The sequence below is a fragment of the Pantoea sp. At-9b genome (assembly GCF_000175935.2).
In the GTDB taxonomy this organism is placed as follows: Bacteria; Pseudomonadota; Gammaproteobacteria; order Enterobacterales; family Enterobacteriaceae; genus Pantoea.
Genome location: NC_014838.1, coordinates 590,917 through 611,488, shown reverse-complemented (window position 1 = coordinate 611,488; position 20,572 = coordinate 590,917). Strand labels below are relative to the sequence as shown.

Annotated in this window: 18 protein-coding genes; 13 read left to right on the top strand and 5 right to left on the bottom strand. The window is 51.4% G+C overall.

Annotated features, from left to right (window positions below):
• Positions 1–101: 101 nt before the first annotated feature.
• Positions 102–992: a MurR/RpiR family transcriptional regulator gene (locus PAT9B_RS23190; RefSeq protein ID WP_013511726.1), complete on the top strand. Its 891-nt coding sequence runs from the start codon at positions 102–104 to the stop codon at positions 990–992.
• 5 nt (positions 993–997) lie between these two features.
• On the opposite strand, the gene PAT9B_RS23185 is transcribed toward PAT9B_RS23190, so the two are convergent.
• Positions 998–1,906, bottom strand: a complete 909-nt coding sequence (locus tag PAT9B_RS23185; protein WP_013511725.1) for a DMT family transporter — start codon at positions 1,904–1,906, stop codon at positions 998–1,000.
• Positions 1,907–2,070: 164 nt separating this feature from the next.
• On the opposite strand from PAT9B_RS23185, the gene PAT9B_RS23180 reads away from it, so the two are divergent.
• Positions 2,071–2,670 carry a TetR/AcrR family transcriptional regulator gene (locus PAT9B_RS23180; RefSeq protein ID WP_013511724.1) on the top strand — a complete coding sequence of 200 codons (600 nt, stop codon included), beginning with the start codon at positions 2,071–2,073 and terminating at the stop codon, positions 2,668–2,670.
• A gap of 52 nt (positions 2,671–2,722) precedes the next feature.
• Complete coding sequence (locus tag PAT9B_RS23175; RefSeq protein ID WP_013511723.1) at positions 2,723–3,628, top strand: alpha/beta fold hydrolase; 906 nt, start codon at positions 2,723–2,725, stop codon at positions 3,626–3,628.
• On the opposite strand, the gene PAT9B_RS23170 is transcribed toward PAT9B_RS23175, so the two are convergent.
• Positions 3,625–4,806, bottom strand: a complete 1,182-nt coding sequence (locus PAT9B_RS23170) for a Gfo/Idh/MocA family protein (RefSeq protein WP_013511722.1) — start codon at positions 4,804–4,806, stop codon at positions 3,625–3,627. The two genes, PAT9B_RS23175 and PAT9B_RS23170, sit on opposite strands and share 4 nt — an antisense overlap.
• 12 nt (positions 4,807–4,818) lie before the next feature.
• The gene (gene iolE / locus PAT9B_RS23165) at positions 4,819–5,742 is read right to left on the bottom strand and encodes a myo-inosose-2 dehydratase (RefSeq protein WP_013511721.1); all 924 of its coding nucleotides are present in this window, start codon (positions 5,740–5,742) and stop codon (positions 4,819–4,821) included.
• A 123-nt stretch (positions 5,743–5,865) separates the two neighbouring features.
• Here iolE and PAT9B_RS23160 point away from each other — a divergent pair, with 123 nt between their 5' ends.
• Positions 5,866–6,897, top strand: coding sequence for a LacI family DNA-binding transcriptional regulator (locus tag PAT9B_RS23160; protein WP_041526117.1), 1,032 nt, complete (start codon positions 5,866–5,868; stop codon positions 6,895–6,897).
• A 31-nt stretch (positions 6,898–6,928) separates the two neighbouring features.
• Here the strand turns inward: PAT9B_RS23160 and PAT9B_RS23155 are convergent, their stop codons facing one another.
• A complete protein-coding gene (locus tag PAT9B_RS23155) occupies positions 6,929–7,354 on the bottom strand; it encodes a VOC family protein (RefSeq protein ID WP_013511719.1) in 426 nt (141 codons plus the stop codon).
• Between the two features lie 134 nt (positions 7,355–7,488).
• Between PAT9B_RS23155 and PAT9B_RS23150 the strand changes: the two genes are divergently transcribed.
• The 5 genes from PAT9B_RS23150 (at position 7,489) to PAT9B_RS23130 (ending at position 12,695) form a co-directional block, all read left to right on the top strand.
• Entirely contained in the window at positions 7,489–8,349 is an 861-nt protein-coding gene (locus tag PAT9B_RS23150) for a LysR family transcriptional regulator (protein WP_013511718.1), read from the top strand.
• Positions 8,350–8,541: 192 nt separating this feature from the next.
• Positions 8,542–9,993, top strand: coding sequence for a pyridoxal-dependent decarboxylase (locus PAT9B_RS23145; RefSeq protein WP_013511717.1), 1,452 nt, complete (start codon positions 8,542–8,544; stop codon positions 9,991–9,993).
• A 33-nt stretch (positions 9,994–10,026) separates the two neighbouring features.
• Positions 10,027–10,668: a GNAT family N-acetyltransferase gene (locus PAT9B_RS23140; RefSeq protein WP_013511716.1), complete on the top strand. Its 642-nt coding sequence runs from the start codon at positions 10,027–10,029 to the stop codon at positions 10,666–10,668.
• 177 nt (positions 10,669–10,845) lie between these two features.
• Positions 10,846–11,571: a LuxR family transcriptional regulator gene (locus PAT9B_RS23135; RefSeq protein WP_013511715.1), complete on the top strand. Its 726-nt coding sequence runs from the start codon at positions 10,846–10,848 to the stop codon at positions 11,569–11,571.
• 392 nt (positions 11,572–11,963) lie between these two features.
• The gene (locus PAT9B_RS23130) at positions 11,964–12,695 is read left to right on the top strand and encodes a LuxR family transcriptional regulator (RefSeq protein WP_013511714.1); all 732 of its coding nucleotides are present in this window, start codon (positions 11,964–11,966) and stop codon (positions 12,693–12,695) included.
• 56 nt (positions 12,696–12,751) lie between these two features.
• On the opposite strand, the gene PAT9B_RS23125 is transcribed toward PAT9B_RS23130, so the two are convergent.
• Positions 12,752–14,944, bottom strand: coding sequence for a TonB-dependent siderophore receptor (locus tag PAT9B_RS23125; RefSeq protein WP_013511713.1), 2,193 nt, complete (start codon positions 14,942–14,944; stop codon positions 12,752–12,754).
• A gap of 676 nt (positions 14,945–15,620) precedes the next feature.
• Between PAT9B_RS23125 and PAT9B_RS23120 the strand changes: the two genes are divergently transcribed.
• Genes PAT9B_RS23120 through PAT9B_RS23105 form a run of 4 tightly spaced genes read left to right on the top strand, consistent with a single transcriptional unit; the run spans position 15,621 to position 20,491 of the window.
• Positions 15,621–16,499: an ABC transporter substrate-binding protein gene (locus PAT9B_RS23120; protein WP_190274689.1), complete on the top strand. Its 879-nt coding sequence runs from the start codon at positions 15,621–15,623 to the stop codon at positions 16,497–16,499.
• On the top strand, positions 16,496–17,419 hold the full coding sequence (locus PAT9B_RS23115; protein ID WP_013511711.1) for an amino acid ABC transporter permease: 924 nt from the start codon (positions 16,496–16,498) through the stop codon (positions 17,417–17,419). The genes PAT9B_RS23120 and PAT9B_RS23115 overlap by 4 nt, the downstream gene beginning before the upstream one ends.
• On the top strand, positions 17,412–18,173 hold the full coding sequence (locus PAT9B_RS23110; RefSeq protein ID WP_013511710.1) for an amino acid ABC transporter ATP-binding protein: 762 nt from the start codon (positions 17,412–17,414) through the stop codon (positions 18,171–18,173). Before PAT9B_RS23115 ends, PAT9B_RS23110 begins: the two co-directional genes overlap by 8 nt.
• 32 nt (positions 18,174–18,205) lie before the next feature.
• On the top strand, positions 18,206–20,491 hold the full coding sequence (locus PAT9B_RS23105; RefSeq protein WP_013511709.1) for a molybdopterin-dependent oxidoreductase: 2,286 nt from the start codon (positions 18,206–18,208) through the stop codon (positions 20,489–20,491).
• Positions 20,492–20,572: the final 81 nt, after the last annotated feature.

The following is a 20,572-nucleotide window of genomic DNA, read 5'->3' as shown; positions in this document are numbered from 1 at the left end:
GTTTTAGTTGATGAAAGGCGTTCTTATCACTACAGCGTAGGGTGGTTGCATGCGCACCAGGTAGCAACAATCTTATGTAAAACAAACAGATCGGACATAAAATGGCGTCAGTAAATAAAATAAAAAATCGAGTCGATGTGCTGGGTGAACGCTATCGGGCACGCGCTGCTACGCTCTCACCGCAACTGCAAACCGTGGTGCGTTATATCCATGAACATCGTGAGTCTGTGGTGGAAGCCACAGCCATGGAGATTGCGGCGGCCACGAACAGCTCGGATGCCACGGTGGTGCGCGCGGTGCAGGCATTAGGTTTTGCCGGATTACGTGATTTAAAAAAAACGCTGGAAGCGTGGTTTGGTCCGGTAATGAATTCTGAAGAAAAAATGGTGACGACCGTCAGCGAACTGTCCTGCGATGTGAATTCCGGCATCGATTTTGTATTAGGCGGGCATAAACGTGCCTGCGATGCATTATCCGAACCGCATAATCGCCAGGCGATTGCCGCTGCCGTTGCGTTATTAATTGAAGCGCGTCAGGTGGGCTTATTTGGCCTTAATGCCTCGGGTGTGCTGGCGGATTACAGCCGTCGCTTATTTGTGCGTATCGGTATTCCGGCCATTGCGTTAAATCGCTCCGGTATTGCGTTGGCCGAACAACTTATCGCCTTACAGCGCGGTGATGTGTTGATCATGATGGCGCAAAAATCGGCACACCGGGAAGGGAGCGCCACCGTTAAGGAAGCAAAACGTCTGGGCATTCCGATTATTTTGCTGACCAATGCCCCGGATTCATTTTTCGCCAAAGAAGCTGATGTGGTGATCAATGTTCCACGTGGCGGCGAAGATGGCCGCATACCGCTGCATGGTACGGTGCTGGTCTGTCTGGAAATGCTGATGTTGTCGGTGGCGTCGGCCAATGCGACGCGCACCGTCAAAACCATCAAGCGGATTCAGGATCTGAATCGCAGCATGAAACCGGCCAGTAAAAAGTAGCCGGGTTATTTTGCGCTGGCGGTCACCGGCACTGGCCGGTCAGCGCTCACCACCAGCCACACCGCGCAGACAATCAGCAATGCCCCAGCGGTAAATCCCTGATTTAACTCCTCACCCAGTGCCAGCCACCCCCAGAAAATGCCGAAAGGCGGGATCAGAAAGGTAACGGTCAGGGTACGCAGTGGGCCGATATCCGCCAGCAGTCGGAAATACAGAATGTAAGCCAGCGCGGTACAGATAAAACCTACCGCCAGAATGCAGGCCCAGACTTCCGGGATCTGCCACTGGCTGGCTGCCGTTTGCGGGGCGGTGACGGCAAAGAACGGCAGCAGAAAGCAGGAGGCCCCCAACTGGCTGCCAAACGCCACTTTAGTGGCATCCAAACCGCCACGTGTGCCGATCCAGCGTTTGGCGAGGAAACCGGCCATACCATAGCAGGTGGTCGCCACCAGGCAAGCGAGAATACCGAACACCAGCGCCTGAGTCAGGTGCGCTTCGCCGGTGGTGCTGATCAGCAGGATGCCGCCGAAACCCGCCACCATCCCCAGCACTTTCTTGAAGGTCAGTTTCTCGGCAAAGAAGGCCGCGCCCATAATAACGCCCATCAGCGGTGCGGTGGCGTTGAGGATGGCGGAATAACCGGCAGGCAACACGCGCGCAGCGAGGCAATACATCAGAAATGGCAAGCCGGAGTTGATCACCCCGAGCAGCATCGCCCAGCGGAGTTTGCCGTCAAAACGCAGTGGCATTCTCAGCACCGCCATAATCACCAGCAGGCCGATGCTGCCGCACACCACCCGCAGAAACGCGGTGTTGACGGCACCCAATGCCGGGACGGCAATGCGCATAAACAAAAAACTGGCTCCCCAGATGGCTGCCAGCAGCAGCAGGCGTAACGTATCCGTTGTTCGCATAAGGTTTTCTTCGATCAATGATGGGCGAGGCGAGCACTGTAAATATAAACAGGGCGGCTGGCAAGGTGAATACAGCGTATCGATGGTGGCGATGGATCGCACTTTCCCTCGTGACAAAACTGTGGCACCATTTAGGAATCAATCGTTTCCTAAATGGTGGGAAAATGTCTGCGCAGCCTCGTGAACGTGGTCGTCCTCGTCAGTTTGATACGGATGCCGCGCTGGATCGCGCCATGTTGGTATTCCGCGAGAAAGGCTATCACAGCGCATCGATCAGCGATCTCAGTGCGGCCATGCAACTTACCGCTGGCAGTATCTACAAAGCGTTTAACGACAAACGTGGCTTGTTTTTGCAGGTGTTTGCCCGCTATACCTCGCTGCGTAATCAGGCACTGCGTCAGCGGCTGGCACAACAGCCGACTGGCCGTGCGCGTATTGCTGAAGTGCTGCGTTTTTATCTCGAATCTGCCAGCGATATTGAAGGGCGGCGCGGTTGCCTGGTGGTGGGGAGCGCTGTCGAACTCCAGGTACTGGATGCTGAGCTGGCTGAACTGGTGCGCGCTGCGCTTCAGCGTAACCAGCAGTCGCTGCTGCAATTGCTGGAACAGGGGCAACAGGACGGTTCGGTTAACCCGCAACACGACGTGGAGGCACTGGGCGGGGTGTTGCTCTGTCTGGTGCTGGGGATGCGGGTGGCGGGCAAAATGCAGGACTTACCGGCGCACGATCGATTGATCACCAGTGCGCTAATGTTGCTGGATTAAAATTTTTTGCCAAATAAGGAAATGTTCATTTCCTAAATAACTGGAGGTTTGAATGTCTGATACGGTAAACGCCCACCCCTGGTCACAACCGGTAGAGAATTTGCCTGGTTTTGCGCATCACTACGCCACGGTGGATGGGGTTCGCTTGCATTATGTCAGCGGCGGTCATCCGCAGGGCGACGTTTTGTTGCTGCTGGCAGGCTTCCCGCAAAGCTGGTACGCCTGGCATCAGGTGATGGCGCAATTAGCCGACCGCTATTTTATCATCGCCCCGGATTTACCCGGCCAGGGTGATTCTGACAAACCGCAAGCCGGTTACGATACCGAGGCGCTGGCGGAGAAGGTGCATCGCCTGATGCAACAGCTTGGGCACCCGCGCTATTACCTCGCCGCGCATGATGTCGGAGCCTGGGTTGCCTGGCCGCATGCCATGCGTTACAGCCAGCAGGTGATCAAGCTGGCGCTGCTGGATGCAGGTATTCCGGGCATCACCTTGCCTGAAGCGCTGCCAGCCACGCCAGATAAGGCCTGGAAAACCTGGCATTTTGCCTTCCATTTATTGCCGGATTTGCCGGAAGCCCTGATCAGCGGGCGTGAGGAGATCTACCTGGAATGGTTTTTACGGCGTAAAACCGCCAGTCCCATGGTGTTCAGCGACGCGGATATGGCGGAATATGTGCGCCTGTTGCGCCAGAATGGCGCGTTGCGCGCCGGGCTGGCCCCGTATCGGGTGGTGACACAGTCGGCGGCACAGAACCGGGCGCTGCGCGAGCAGGGCAAACTGACGTTGCCGTTACTGGCAATCAGCGCCGATCAGGGTTCCATTCCAGATATGGCGACGCCGCTGCGCCAGTTTGCTGATGACGTCACCGGGATCACCCTCGCCCATAGCGGCCATTTCATCCCGGATGAACAACCGCTGGCGCTGGCTGCGGCCCTGGCGCGCTTTTTCCGTTAAGCCCGCAGGCTGGCGACGTCAACGCGTGTGCCGCTGGCAGAAGATCGCACCATGGCTTCAATGATTTGCTGATTTTCCAGGCCGAAGCGGAAATCCGGGAAGCATCCGGTACTGCCGCTCAGGCCTTTGATCAGGTCATAGATTTCAATCACTTTGACGTCGAAGTAGCCGAGGCCGCCACCCGCGAAATCAAAACCAAAGAACCCCCCAAACTGCTCGACCTGCGAACCGGCGTAGATCGTTTTGAAGCCGCGATCGTGTTTTTCATCACGATAACGGGCGATTTTCAACTCGTTAAAGCGTTCACCGTCCATGATGATGGTGCCTTCGGTGCCTGACACTTCCCAGGCAATGCCAAACACTTTGCCTGCGGCAATACGTGAGGCTTCAATCACCCCTCCGGCGTGGTTTTCGAAGGTGATCAGCGACTGGAACTGGTCGTCATTTTCCACTTTCAGCCGCGCCGCATCCTGGCTGGCCTGCGCACCATAACCGGAACCGGCCCCTGCCGCCGGGCGCGTATCGATAAACAGTTGTTCCTGGCCGATAACGCTTTTGATCGGCCCCATCAGGTATTGCGCCACGCTGACCACGTGGGAACCGAGGTCGCCGAGCGAGCCGGAACCGGCCTGTTCACGCGAGCAACGCCAGCTCCACGGCAGATTGGGATCGTTGAAAAATCCCTGATCAAACCAGCCACGAAAACGGGTGGGAGTGCCAATATCGCCACGCTCGATCATTTGTTTCGCCAGTTGCGCCGCCGGGGTTTTGATATTGTTAAACGCCACCATGGTTTTGACACCCGCGCGTTCAGCTTCCTGGGTCAGGGTTTGCGCTTGCTGCAAGGAAACCGTCAGTGGTTTTTCACAGTAGACATGTTTGCCAGCACGAATTGCCGCCAGCGCCATATCGTAATGCATGTTGTTCGGTGTGGTGATATCGACAATGTCGATCTCCGGATGCTGGATCATCGCCTGCCAGTCAGCCGTACTGTGCTGGAAGCCAAAACGGCGGGCGGCTTCTTGCGCCAGCGCTGGCGTGGCATCGGCCAGGGTGTGCAGCACCGGTTGCAGTGGCAGGTCGCGATACAGCAGACCTGCGCGACGCCAGGCATCGGCGTGTGCCTGGCCCATAAAGCCTGAACCAATCAAACCTACATTGAGTTTATTTCCAGCCATGTTCAGATTCCTTTATTGGGCAGCAGGGAGAATATGTTGTGATACATAACGTTGTGCACGGGTCACGGTGGGAAGTGGCGGCGCTTTAGCCGGGTCTTGTTCCGCTTCCACCACCATCCAGCCCTGATAGCCGCTGCGGGCGATAAAGTCCGCCAGCGGCTGATAATCAATGCCGCCATCGCCCGGCACAGTGAACATGCCCGCCAGCACCGCCTCGTTGAAGCTCATCCCTTGCTGCCGCACCTGCTGGAGCAGGTCCAGCCGGACATCTTTCAGGTGGATGTGGCAAATCCGCGCGGCAAATTCGTCAATCAGTTGGGTGTAAGCAAAACCGGCAGCGGTAGCGTGACCGGTATCCAGCAACAAGCCCACTGACGGTGAGCAGGCGCTGAACAGGGCGCGAATTTCCGGCAGAGTTTCCGCCACCATCATCAGGTGGTGGTGGTAGGCCAGACGCAGGCCATAACGCTGAAACAGCGCATCGGCGAAGGTGGAGAGGCGGTCGCCATAGGCTTGCACCTGATCGTCGGGGAACAGGCGGCGCTGCGCCAGCGGCACATCCAGCGCGTTATCGGTCATCCAGCCGCACTCGCCATACACCATCACCTGCGCACCATTTTCCTGTAGCAACGCGGCATGGTTATGCACCGCGTCCAGCTCCTGTGCCACGTTGCGTTCGGTGAGGAAACCATCATGCCAGCCCGAAACCAGTTGGAGCTGATGTTGTGCCAGTAGGGCACGCAATGCACCGGGTTCACGTGGAAAAATGCGGCTCAGTTCGACACCCTGATAACCGGCCTGTGCCGCCTCCGTCAGACATTGCTCTGCGCGGGTTCCGGCACCGAGATGTTGCAGCACTTCATTGACCCAGGAGAGCGGGCTGACGCCCAGTTTAGGCGCAGGCTGCCCGCTCCGATAAAACGCATCCTTAATCATTGGCTTTTCCACCCTTGGTTGTGATGAGCACGAAAATAGCGGATGCAATTTTGCTGCGCCACGGCTAATTTGAAGGGAAACCTTCAAATTTTGACGTTAAAGCGTCAGGTGAAAATTACCGTGATGAATCGCAAAAAAACCACGCTGGAACAGATTGCAGCAGCAGCTAATGTCAGCCTGAGTACCGTGGACCGGGTGATGAATCGACGCGGTGGCGTCTCTCCGGCCAAAGAGGCGCGGGTGCTGGAATGGGCCAGCAAACTTAACGTCGACCGCGTGTTATTTCGTGGCTATATGCGCGCATTGCGGGTGGCGATATTGCTGCAATCCCCCAAAAATCCGTTCTACAAGGGGCTGCGCAATGCGTTTACCGATCTCGGTGCCGCGATGGCGGAAATGCGGATTAATGGTGTGATGCATTACCACAATCCTGGCAACATCCGCGCCACCATCAAACAGGTGGAAACGATCGCCGCCAGCCATGATGCCTTGATTGTGGTGTGCCCCAATGATGCGGATCTGGCCGATGCGCTACAACGTGTCTCAGGCCAGTTGCCGATTCTCACCCTGGCTACCGATATCCCCGCCAGCGGACGGCTGGCCTATATTGGCCCGGATAACCGGCAAATGGGACGCGCCGCCGGGGAATTGATGGGGCGTTTTCTTGGTGAGCGGGGCGGTGATGTGGTGGTGGTGCTGGGGATGCACAATATGATTGGGCATGAGGAGCGTGAACGTGGTTTTCGCGCGGTGCTGCGTGAGCGTTTTCCGGCCTGCCAGTGGGTGGCAACACTGGAGAGCGCGGAAGATCAACGGCGCGCCGGAGATGTGGTGCGCCAGGCCTTGCTGGAGAATCCACGCATCGGTGGCATTTACAACACCTCGTCAGGCAACAGCAATATCATTGCCACGTTGCAATCACTCGGACGGCAAGCGCAGGTCATCACTCACGAACTGACACCGGAACGACGCTTGATGCTGCGTGAAGGATCGCTGGCGGCGATCATTGATCAAAATCCGCGTGAGGAAGCGCGGCGTGCGCTGGCGCTGCTGGCACGCCATTTCAATCGCAGCGACGACTTTTCGCTGCACGATAACATCACACCGTTCAATTTATTTATTCGTGAGAACTGCCCGGCAGAAGCTGAACTGTAGCGGCGCGAGATATCGCGCCACGGTAAAAATGTTATTTGGCAAACAGCTGGCTCATATCTTTAAAGGCTTTGAATTCCAGTGCGTTGCCGCAGGGGTCAAACAAGAACATGGTGGCCTGTTCGCCAACCTGACCTTTAAAGCGAATATAGGGTTCGATAACGAATTTGGTGTTGAACCCGCGCAAACGCTCCGCCAGCGCTTCCCACTCATCCCAATGCAGAATAATGCCGAAGTGCGGCACCGGGACATCATGGCCGTCGACCGGGTTGGAATGCACATTTTCCTGGGACGCGGTTTTGGGGTGTTCGTGGATCACCAACTGATGCCCATAGAAATCAAAATCGACCCATTGGGCGCTGGAGCGACCTTCGGCCAAACCAAAAATGGTGCCGTAGAAGGTACGTGCCGCATCAAGATCGTAAACCGGGATGGCAAGGTGAAACGGGGAAAGGCTCATAATGTCTCCAGCAGCAAAAGGAAGGGGCGATGCGCCGCTGGTTGCGGCGTCTGGAGAAAATCATACGAATGGTTTTGTTTGAATAAAAACAATATATAGTTGGGATTAATACAAATAAAATTTGAGCATTGGCGATGATCCGGGAACTGAAAACCTTCATGGTGGTGGTGCAGGAGGGTAACTTTGCCGCCGCAGGTGACAAAATTGGTCTGACTCAGGCGGCGGTGAGCGCGCAGATGATCAGGCTGGAAGCCGAACTGGGTTTTGATCTCTTTGACCGTTCCGGGCGGAGCGCCAGGCTCAATTTGCGTGGACAACAGCTACTGCCACAGGTGGATGAACTGTTGACGCTGTATCGTCATCTCGGCGATAAGGCCGAATTGCCCCGCCCGGCAACCCGCGTTACCCTCGGCGCGATTGCCTCAATTCAACGTTCGCTGTTACCGGTGGCGCTTACGCGCTTTCATAAACAGTTTCCGGGCTGTCAGACGCGCATTGTGCCGGGGTTGTCGTTGGAACTGGTTAACCTGGTGGATGCCGGGGAGCTGGATCTGGCGGCGGTGATCCGCCCGCCGTTTGCGTTACAAGCCGACTTACACTGGACAACGTTACGCCGTGAACCCTATCGATTGATTGTGCCGCGCCAGGTGAGCGGGGATGATCCGACACAGCTGTTGGCGACACATCCGTTTATCCGTTATGACCGTACCTCTTTTGGTGGCCGTCAGGTGGATCGTTATCTGCGCGAACGCGGCATCAACGTACAGGAGTTGTGTGAAGTCGATGAGCTGGAAGCGATTGTCAAACTGGTGGCAAATGGGTTGGGAGTGGCGCTGGTGCCACAAACCCAGGCGACAACCCGTTGGCCGAAGACGGTACGGGTGGTGGAGATGGGGGGAGAAACGTTTTACCGCGAAGTAGGGCTGGTGCAGCGGGCCAGCCATCCCCATTCGGAGCTGGCTGGCGAGCTGAGTCGTTTGCTGGTGCGGGCGTAGTTGAAATGAACTGCTTGAATGAATTTTCGTATTTGAATTTATATTATTGACGATCTTAATTCATTTACTAAGGTAATTTATTGTACGATAAGCAGCGTAATAACCATTTATACGGAATGTCAGGGTTAGAATTCCTTAAGGAAATATTTTAAAACGCTGTTGCTAAACGTCTAAACCCAATGGAGAATGCTTATGGAAAAAATTATAGACGAGAAAAATGAAAAGATACTCACATCCATAGCAAAAAGATTCAAGCGTGATCTACCTCAAAATGATTATCATATTTTTGAAACCCCCGATTCTGATCTGACTAAAAAGGCTCATGAACGAATCCAAAAACTCTATCGGAATGTATTGAGCCGACAGACTCTGTCACTTGGCTACCCTGTAAATCAGAAGTTGGATTACTCAGTGATCTCTCCATTTTTAAATCTTCATATTAATAATGCGGGAGATCCCTATGATGCCAGTTCAACATTGTTAAATACACGGGACCTGGAACAGGAGGTTTTAGACTATTTTGCAAATCTTTGGCATGCTATACCCCGCAGCCCACTAACACCTGAATCATTTTGGGGCTATGTGCTGGCGATGGGTTCCACTGAAGGTAATTTATATGCAATGTGGAGCGCTCGTGAATATTTCAAAGGTAAAGTTTCCTCATGCGAACAAAGCATTCAAAGATCACGAAATCCTGTTCTTTATTTTTCCAGCGAGTCACATTATTCGATAGAAAAAAGTGCGAGTATTTTAGGTGTAGATACTTTTCAGCAGATAGGTAATGCTTATTTTCCAGGAGAGTGCCCTATAACAGAGGATGGCCACTGGCCGCATGGCGTGCCTGTGGATGAGTATGGTGGGGTGGACCCATACCTTCTTGAACTATTGGTGAGTTTTTTTGCAAATCATGGTTATCCTCCCATTATTGTGCTTAATGTGGGCACAACCTTTCAAGGGGCATTTGATGACGTAACGTTAGTCTGGCAACGAATAGCTCCCATCCTAAAGCAAAATGGGTTCTGCATTGAAACCGATTGTTTTAGTCGCCCAGATTTTTGGATTCATATCGATGGTGCACTCGGTGCTGCGTACTTGCCTTATTTAGAAATGGCTTATCAGAGCGAATTGAGTCATGTAAAGGGAGGGCTTTTTGATTTTCGACTTCCTTGGGTGAATTCAATCGTGATGAGTACACATAAATGGTTCGGATCTCCATTCGTTTCGGGCATTTATATGAGTAAAGAAAAATACCGAATGGCCCCTGCTACGCTCCCGGAATATATCGATTCTCCTGACACTACTTTAAGTGGTAGCCGAAATGGGTTATCAGCGTTGATGCTATGGTATGCTGTATTTTCAGTTAGTTCGGAAAAACAGGCAGTCATCGCTGCAAGATGTGAAAAAGTTGCGGCGTATGCCTATGAGTGCATGCATGAGATAAAAAAAATTCATCCTGAATTTCGTGTCATAAGGGGACCACAGTCATTAGTTGTTTTATTTTCCAGGCCTTGCGATGAAATATTCAATAGATTCCAATTAAGTGGAAGGGGGGAATTGGCTCATATCGTAGCCATGCCGCATGTTACATATTCAGCCATTGATTGTCTGGTTAATGCCTTGAAAGAATCAGATATGTTTAGCTGATTTAAAAAGTTTAATATCATTAAGGACGATTCAATGAAATGCAGACATGCTGAAATTTCGGATTTAAAAAGTATCTGTAGTCTTTTAGCAGATGAGTTCTATGATGATCCTGTGCTTAGATTCGCTTTTACTGATACCGGCAGAGAGCAACGTTTATCAAGATTGGAAGGTTTTTTTCGTATTTATTTCAATCTGGCATTAGAATATGGCGGGATTCTTCTTGCTGAAAATGATGTCGGGGTCTTGGTTTATTTTCGCCCTGAGTTGATGGAAATTAATGAAGAAGAGCATCAACAGGTCAACTGTCTACTGCAGCAAGAGTGTGGTTCCGATTATGATAAAGTTATTAGTTTGATGAACGGACTTGAGAATTCTCATCCACATACAGATCCTCATTTTTATGTATTTCTTATTGCGGTAAGAAGCTCATGCCGTCGCAAAGGTGTGGCTACAGCTTTACTCGCAGCCCTGAATATGATGCTTGATCGTGAGGAGATGGGATGTTATGCAGAATGTACAACACTGACTACTCAGTATTTATTTGGACAGCTTGGTTACGGCGAGATCTCACCTCCGCTAATGATAGAAGGCTTTCCGAGTTTGTATCCGGTATGGCGTGAGCCTGCGGTTTTAGCACCTGCCAGTGCAGACCTTGATACTGTTTTACTAATTTGACATGAAATAATTCGTTGACGTTGGGCCTTCCTTTGTTAGGTTGTCCCAATTTTTTTTATAATTTTCTGGAATTAAGCCATAATCAGGAAAAAATACTATAATTTGAGCCAAGGCATAGTTTGGATTAACATTTCAACATAGCTTAGTTAGCAGTTCACAACTTTAGAGAGACACGGTATGACTTTCTTCGCAAATGTTAACAAAAATAATCATGTAAAGCAGTATTTGGAAAAAAATCTTGAAAAATACGCAGGGATTGATTACGCATATTTTTTAATGAATAAGAGAAATATAGATGAAATAGTTGTCATTAGTAGTATTTCAAAATATTTTGATGAAGTCTACTTGGCAAAAAAACATCAAAGAATAGATCCTGTAATCATAAATGCATTGAATAGGGTCTCTCCTATCATATGGGATGAGAACTTAATGATTAACTCCCAGTGGACAATCAATAAAATTTTCAATGCGGTTAAGCCATTTTATAACATTGTGAGCGGCCAGACTTTTGTTTTACATGATTATAATAATAATCTTGTATTGTTATCATTATACATTAATAAGTATTTAATGGTCGATGTAAACGAAAAGGCAACAAAGGACAGACATGATCTTCAGGGGCTTTTGATTGATACTCATGAAATGATGCTCCATCTTTATCGCGATGAAAGTGAAAGGCATAAAAGTGAAGAGAATATGCTTTCATCTCGTGAAAATGAAATTCTCTACTGGAGTAGTACTGGGAAAACTTACCCGGAAATTGCGCACATGTTGAACATTACTGTCAGTACAGTTAAGTTCCATATGGGTAAGATTGTAAAAAAGATGGGTGTTAATAATGCTAAGCATGCGATAAGTCTTGCAATTGAACTAAATATTATCTCCCATCCTGCTGGTAAATAATTTTTTATTAAGAGCGAAAGGTATAAGCTTTTTCTTATCTTTTTTCATACGCAGATCTGCAATTTTTCATTGTAGAGCGTCAATTTTTTAGTATGAACCTACACCTTTCATTGTGTTGCCGTCACAAACATTGTGTTGAAAGTCGATGTGGCTAGGATTCTGACCTTTTTTGACGCTCTTAACATTTATCAGTATGAGAGTCGTTACCAGTGTTTCAATATCTAATTGATTTGATGAGGATAATTTATAAAGTTGTGAGGGGATTCTGATAAAGATGCTTTACAAATCAGTGCAAGCTCGCGTAACCTTCAAGGTAAGGGATTTATTAAATTTTATAGCAGGTACAAATGCTTAGGATGTTAAAATAATGAAGGTCCTTGAGGAATGTGTTAATGAGTAAGCATTTTTATTCAGATTCCGAAAAAAATGATCAGGTTAAAATCAGCATTGAAAGAAACATTAAAAAATATGCTGATGTGAACTATGCATATGCGGTAATGAATAAAAGAAATACAGATGATATTATGGTCATCAGTGATATCCCTGATTATTTTGAGAGCGTTTACCTAAAGAATAGATATCAAAGCATTGACCCTATTATTATAAATGCATTAAATCGCGTCTCTCCTGTTATATGGGATGAAACTCTGATTGTCAATTCGCAGTGGACCATTAGGAAAATTACTGACTCACTTAGGCCGGATTACAATATTGTGAGCGGGCATACATTTGTATTGCATGATCAAAATAATTACCTGGCAGTGTTGTCATTGTATGTGAATAAGTTTCTGGAACCTGAAATTGATGACAAGGTAAAAAAACATAGGAATGATCTTCAGGGCGTGTTGATTGACACTCATGAAATGTTGCTTCATCTGTATCATGAGGAAAACGTTAGAACATCTCGTCATGATGACACGCTCTCCGCCCGCGAAAACGAAATCCTCTACTGGAGCAGTACGGGAAAAACCTACCCTGAAATTGCACGAATGCTGGATATCACAGTCAGTACCGTCAAATTCCATATGGGTAAGATCGTCAAGAAACTCGGCGTCAATAATGCAAAACATGCCATCAGTCTGGCGATTGAACTGAATATTATTTCTCATCCGTCTGGAAGATAATTTCTCCCCGGGAAAACCCTTCCTGTCAGGGTGATACCGACAGGAAGGGGTGATTATCAGAACGACATCGTCACGCCCGCATAATAAGCACGTCCCGGCTCGTTATAGGTTGATGCGCCATCATTTTCACGATACACCCGTTTATCAAACAGGTTGTTGATGCCCGCGTTAGCACGCAAGTTTTTGGTGATCTCGTAATTCACGTTCAGGCCAAAGATAGAGTAGGGACTGATTTCGCGGTTAGAAATGGCACCCGACTCGTTACGGATCTCAGCGTACTGACGAGGTTTCTGGCGGCCATACTGTGTCCAGTTAATATTGGCATCCAGCTTATCCGTGACCTGCCAGTCTAGCTGTGAGTTAATGGTGAATTCCGGGATCACTGACAATGGGTTACCGGTCTTCTTACTTTCCGAACGGAACATATAAGTCGCGTTAGTGCGCCACTCCAGCGTATCGCGAATCACCGGAATCGTCATATTGCCTTCCAGACCTTCCACAATCGCTTTGCCGCCATTCTCCCAACGCAACACGTTGTATCCGTTTGAGGTGTAACCCACAGCCTCGTCACCCGCGACGATTTTGTTCTTATAATCATTGCGGAACCAGGTAATACCGGCGGTATAACCCTCGTTATGGAATTCGATCCCAACTTCTTTATTAACGCTGATTTCAGGGTCGAGATTTTCATTACCTAATAGATAACAGCTACCGGTAGAAATACCCACCGGGCAGCCGTTGCCGCGGGTAGAGAGCAAATAACCCTCCGTGGATTGATACAGGTTCGGTGCCTTGAAGGCACGAGCGATACCCGCTTTCAGGGTGAAATAATCACCCAGCCCCTGAGAAATATTCAGGCTTGGGCTCCAGTTAGCACCGAATTTATCGTGATAATCGAAGCGCAGGCCAGGAATCACTTCAGTACTGTCGGTGGCGGCGATGTTATCTTCAAAATAAAGAGAGCTGATGGTGGCGCTATTTTTGCTGCTGCGTGAGGAAGGATTACCGGAAACGCCATCAATGATTACGCCGGAGGCATCGGTCGCCGTCATAGAGGCCGGATCATTCAATTCATCACGATTCCATTCCGCCCCCAGGGTCACGGTTTGATCAACCAGCAATTCAACCGGGAAGTTAATCTCTCCCCCCGCACGGTAACTTTCCAGGCGGCTGGTTGCGTAGTCATTGCTGTTGATCATCCCTTCAACACGGCCGGTCGAACCTTCTTGCAGGCGGGTGTTGTTGGTCTTCTCGTAATTAAAATTGAGCTTTGATGTACCCCAGTCCCAGATGCCGTTATAGGTCAGACCATAACTCTGGCGATACATACGGTTCGTTTCATCACCATACAGTGACTCAACCAGACCATCCGGGCTGATATTACCGTTGCTGTATTGCGTATCGCCCGCATAAATATTGCCCTGGCGACTATAGCCATAGCTGAAATCGACAATTTGCAGCGGGGTGATTTTCCACGAGAGCACCGTGTTGATGTCTTTATTACGCACACCCTCGCGGCCTGCGGCATAAGAACCGTTCTCTGCGGTATTGATGTTATACGCATCCGCGTCAGTTTTATTGATGTTACCAAACAGGCGCATGGTGAGGGCATCGCCCGCTAGCGGTCCACTCAGGCTGAAGTTGGCGCGCTTGGTCGCGCCTTCTTTATCATCTTCTGGCTGGTTGGTGAACAGCGATAATGAGCCGTGCCAGTCGTTGGTTGGGCGTTTGGTAATAATATTCACCACGCCACCAGCAGCACCTGAGCCATAACGCGATGCCGCAGGGCCGCGAATGACTTCGATGCGCTCCACCATTTCGGCGGGCACCCAGTTGGTATCACCGCGCGTATCGCGTTCACCGCGCCAGCTGTAACGCACGGCATTACGCGAGGTAACAGGAACACCATCAATCATAATTAAGGTGTTTTCTGGCCCCATGCCGCGAATATCGATCTGGCGGTTATTACCACGGCTGCCGCTGGCGCTGTTGCCGGTGAGATTCACGCCAGGCATCTTACGAATAATATCGGACAAATCGTTAACCGGAGGACTTTTCTGAATGTCTTCCGCCGTGATGGTTGACACACCCGGCTGTTGTTTCAGTTCCTCTTCCGCCGTGACGATCATCGATTCATCGTCAGCCAGTTTTTCGGTTGGCTCCTCATTGGCGGCATAAGCTGACGTACTCAGCAGCCCGGCCAAAAACAGCGCGACGGGACGCTTTTGGCTACATGCAGTTACATTCACTTAAGATTTCTCCCTGTTTTGTTAACGTTTGTAAGTAAATGCGCATGATAATGAGAATAATTATCATTGTATATCTTTAGTAAGGAATCTCCCTGGTTTCTCCTTAATTGGTTAAAATTCACTCAATGTAGAGCGCAATAGTGAGAAAAGCGTAAGTTAATTACAACATACTTAAAAGTCGAAACACACCACCATCGCGGAACGAGCCTCTCCTTGCTGGAAGATTGCAGGCGCTGTGGCGTTTATTCCCTCAGCAACTGAAGGGGGGATGTACATATTTTCAATAAACGATGTTGTTCATGTTTCCCTGCCTGCAATTTGCGATCGCTTAGAAAACATCGTTATGACTAAGAATAAAATGACAGGTTATTGCTGCTTTTGTAGCCCTTTGATTCCTCGCCTAAATCCTCCACATAGCACATCGTTCCTGCCCCGGATATCAACGCGTAATCGCTATTTCTATAATTCGGGAATAGATATCTGTTTTTCGCATTTGTGATCCCTGCATATATTCACTGAAAATGACGCCGGGACATTTCGAGGATGAATAAACCCGTAGGCACAAAATAAATGTGGCTTATGAGGTGAAAAATACATCGCTACCTCCAATGCCTTTTCCCGCTGGGGAAACATTTTAAATATCAGGAGAAAGGTTCCAGTGAAATTCGCAAAAGGAATGACCCTTTTCGCACTTGCTCTGAGTGCGCACACCACGTTTGCCGCCGAACAAGCTGTTCCCACCGACAGTTCAGTCCATGTTCAAGCCGATCCGGCGCTGAAAAGCCTGTTACCTGCGGATATCGTGAAACGTGGCTATATTGTTGCCGGAACCAACCCCAACACGCCGCCAACTACCTTCTATAAAGAAGACAACAAAACCCTGGCCGGGCGTGAAATCGACATTATGAATGCAGTAGGCGAGCGCCTTGGTATTCCCGTGCACTGGCAAGATACCGGCGGTTTCGACAATATCATCCCCGGTCTCAAAACTGGCCGTTATGATGTGGCGCTTTCCAACATCAATGCCACCCTGGCCCGAACCAAACAGGTCGATTTTGTCAGCTACTACAATGCCAGCCTGCTGGGCATCATTTCGCAGAAAGATGCCAACATCGCGCCTTTTAAATCCTTTGATGCCGTTTGTGGCAAAGAAGTCGGTGCCGGTTCCGGTACGACTCAGGTAACGCGACTGGAAGAAGCCAGCAAAGCGTGTGAAGCCGCGGGCAAACCACCGATTAAAGTTTCTGTGTTCCCGGATCGTCCGGCAGGCGTTCAGGCTGTCGTGAGCGGACGTGTCCCGATGTTCCTCGGCCCATACGAAGGTCTGCTGTGGCAGGTTAAAGTCATCAAACCGTTGACCATGAGCGGAGAAATCAGCGTCACCGATTACCCGGTCTCGGTTGCCTTCCCGAAAGAGTCAGCACTGGAACCGGCGGTTCAGGCCGCATTGAACTCCTTAATTAAAGATGGCAGCTACAAGAAAATCCTTGATAACTGGGGGATTGGATTTGGTGCTGTGACCGAAGCTAAACGCAACGAAGAGATCTTTAAATGAGTGATTTTCACGACCACACCGACGATTTGAAAATCGTCGGCAAACGCTACTACGGACGCTGGCTGAGTGCGCTGGCGGTACTGTTGTGCGTAGTGGCGATGGCGCACTCCATGATCAACAACCCGCGCTTTGAGTGGGGGGTGATTGCGGAGAACTTCACCGGCCCTTCCATTTTGCAAGGCGTCTTGATGACGCTGCAACTCACCGCGATTTCCGTGGTGTTGGGCTTTGCCTTTGGTACGGTACTGGCGTTGATGCGTTTGTCATCCAACCCGGTACTGGTTGCGGTGAGCTGGGCCTATACCTGGTTCTTCCGTGGCGTGCCAATGCTGGTACAGCTGTTTCTCTGGTACAACATTGCCGCGCTCTATCCCAAAATTGCGCTCTCAATTCCGGGATTGGGCGAAATCTGGAGTGCGCAGTCAAACTCCCTGGTTAGCCCATTCAGTGCGGCAGTGATCGCGCTGGTCATGCATCAATCTGCTTATGCGGCAGAAATTGTGCGTGCGGGTATTCAGAGCGTTGGCAACGGGCAACTGGAAGCCGCCCGTGCGCTGGGCTATCGTCCGGCGCAGATCTTCCGCCATACCGTTTTGCCTCAGGCGATGCGTGCGATTATGCCGCCTGCCGGTAACGAAATTATTGGTCAGTTGAAAACCACGGCGGTGGTGTCAGTGATTTCGCTGCAGGACGTTTTGTTTTCCGCGCAGATTATTTATCAGCGCACCTATGAAGTGATCCCGCTGCTGCTGGTTGCCACCTTATGGTATTTGCTGATGACCTCAGTCCTGTCGGTGGGTCAATATTATGTCGAGCGCTACTTTGGACGCGGCGTGACCCGACGCGAAAAGCGTAGTCTGTGGCAGTCGCTGCCGCGATTATCTGCTGCTAAAACCACCAGGAGCGTAAGTAATGGCTGAAGCAATCGCGCTCCGTAAGGTGACGAAACGTTTTTCCGGCGTCACCATTCTCGATGAAGTCAATCTCGACATTCCGGCCGGTTCAGTGACCGTTATCCTTGGCCCTTCAGGCTCAGGGAAATCGACGTTGCTGCGCTGTATCAACCATCTGGAAAAACTGGATGGCGGTACTATTCGTATCGGCGGCGAAATGGTGGGTTACAAGCAGAAAGGGCAGGCGCTGCACGAACTGAGCAGCAGTGCCATCGCGCGCCAGCGTGCGGAAATCGGCATGGTGTTTCAGCAGTTTAACCTGTTTCCACATCGTACCGTGTTGCAGAACATTATTGACGCCCCGATGCGTGTGAAAAAGCAGAGTCGCCAACAAGCCACCAGCAAGGCACTGGCACTGCTGAAACAGGTTGGCCTGGCAGGTCGTGAAGAAGAATGGCCGCAAAATTTGTCCGGTGGTCAGCAGCAACGCGTGGCGATAGCGCGTGCGCTGGCAATGGACCCGGGTGTGATGTTGTTTGATGAACCGACATCCGCACTTGACCCTGAACTGGTGGGGGAAGTATTGCAGGTGATTAAACAGCTGGCGCATTCCGGCATCACCATGGTGATCGTCACACACGAGATCGGCTTCGCTCGTGAAGTGGCCGATAACATTGTGTTTATGGAAGGCGGCAAGATTGTCGCGGCCGGTCCCACTCAACAGGTACTCGACGACCCGGAAAACGGGCGTGTCAGAAACTTTATTGCAACGGTGCTTTAAGCACCGTTTTTCATTTTTAGCCAGGAACAATGATGACGCAGAAACCGGTAATGCATAGCGCACACTGGGGGGCTTTTCATGCTCAACAGCAGGGCGATCACCTCACCATTGAACCCTTCCACCGCGATCCCGATCCCAGCCCGTTGTTACAAAATTTCCGCCGCGCGCTCAGCCATCCGGCGCGCGTGTCGCGTCCGATGGTGCGGCGTGGTTGGCTGGAAGAGGGGCCGGGACCGGATCAACGCCGTGGTAACGACGAGTATGTCGCCGTCAGCTGGGAAGAAGCCTATACCCTGGTGACCAACGAATTAAAACGTGTTGGTGACAACTATGGCCCGGAAGGGATTTTTGGCGGCTCTTATGGCTGGTCCAGCGCGGGACGTTTCCATCATGCGCAAAGCCAGGTACACCGTTTTCTGAATACCACGCTGGGTGGCTATGTCCGTTCGGTTAACAGCTACAGCTCCGGCTCGGCGTCAGTATTATTGCCGCATATCGTGGGTGACATGAACGAGATCGCCCGGCGCGGCGTAAGTTGGGAAGAAATTGCCCAGCATAGCGATATCGTGCTGGCGTTTGGCGGTCTGGCGCTCAAGAACTCGCAGGTTGCCAGCGGTGGGTTGAGTGAACACACCGAACGTGGCTTTATGCAGCAGGCTGCACAGCGAGGCACCCGCTTTATCTCCGTCAGCCCGTTGCAAAGTGACCTGCCGGATGAAGCGCAGGGTGAGTGGCTGGCGCTGCGTCCCGGAACTGACGCGGCGTTTATCCTTGGCGTGTTATCGGTGTTGATTGACGAAGGGTTGACTGACGAAGCCTTTCTCGCCCGTTACACCGTCGGCTGGCCGCAGATGGTGGCGTATATTCGCGGCGAGGAGGATGGAACGGTACGTGATGCCCGTTGGGCCGCGACGATTTGTGGTGTCGATGCCCGTTTCATCAGCCAGTTTGCCCGCCGGTTGCATGGCAAACGCGTATTGGTGACGGTGGCACATGCCTTACAGCGTGCCGAGCATGGTGAGCAGCCGGTGTGGTTGGGTTTGGTGCTGGCGGCGGCGCTGGGACAACCTGGCTTGCCTGGCGGGGGGTACACCTATGCGCTCGGAGCCCTTGGTCATTATGGCAAGCATCACAACCTGGTCAGCTTCCCGGCCTTGCCACAGGGCAAGAATGGCATCGACCGCCTGATTCCGGTGGCGCGCATCGCCGATATGCTGCTCAACCCCGGTACGCAGTTTGACTACAATGGCCGGCGTCTGACCTATCCGCATATCCGCCTGGCCTACTGGGCAGGCGGCAATCCGTTCCACCATCATCAGGATCTGGCCCGCTTGCGCCAGGCTTTTTGCCAGTTGGACACGCTGATCGTGCATGAAATTGCCTGGACGGCCAGTGCCAAACACGCCGACATCGTGTTGCCCGCCACCATGACGCTGGAACGCGAAGATATTGGCGGTGCGCCAACCGATCGTCATCTGTTCGCCATGCAGCCGGTGGCACAACCCTGGGCTGAAGCGAAAGATGATTACGTGATCTTCAGCGAACTGGCCCGCAGGTTAGGCCGGGAAGAGGCGTTTACCGAAGGACGCGATACACGCGGCTGGTTGCAGCATCATTACCAGCAGTTGCAGGAGAAACTTGCGGCCCACGAGGTCACGATCCCGGCGTTTGACCAGTTCTGGCAACAGGGCGTACTGGAGCTGCCGCAATTGAAGGACGGCGGACGGATGATGAACGCCTTTCGCACCGATCCTGATGCGTCACCGTTACCGACGCCCAGTGGAAAAATCGAAATCTATTCGGCCACCATCGCCAGTTTTGCCTATGAAAACTGTCCAGGGCATCCGGTATGGCGCGCCCCGCAGCAGCAACCGAACGATGAGCATCCGTTTTGGCTGATCGCTAATCAACCCGCCACACGTCTGCATAGCCAACTGGATTTTGGTGATTACAGCCTGAGCGGGAAACGTGATGGCCGAGAGGTTTGCAGCCTGAACCCGCAAGATGCGGCGCGATTAGCCATCGCCGAGGGTGACATTATCGAGTTATACAATCAGCGGGGACATGTGCTGGCCAGTGCGCGCATCACCGACACCATCATGCCGGGTGTGGTCCAGCTTCCAACCGGTGCCTGGTACGATCCGGTTGATCCCACGGCTGCGAGGCCGTTGTGCCGTCATGGTAATCCCAACGTGTTGACGCTGGATATTGGCACCTCGTCATTAACCCAGGGCTGTAGCGGGCAAATTACCGTGGTGCAGATCAGGAAGTATGTCGGCGCGTTAACGCCGGTACAGGCGTTTATTCCGCCTTGCTAAACCATCCCGGCCGACAGACGTGATAAATCACGTCGCTACAATATTTGCATAACTCGTAGCGGCGCGATTTATCGCGCTGTT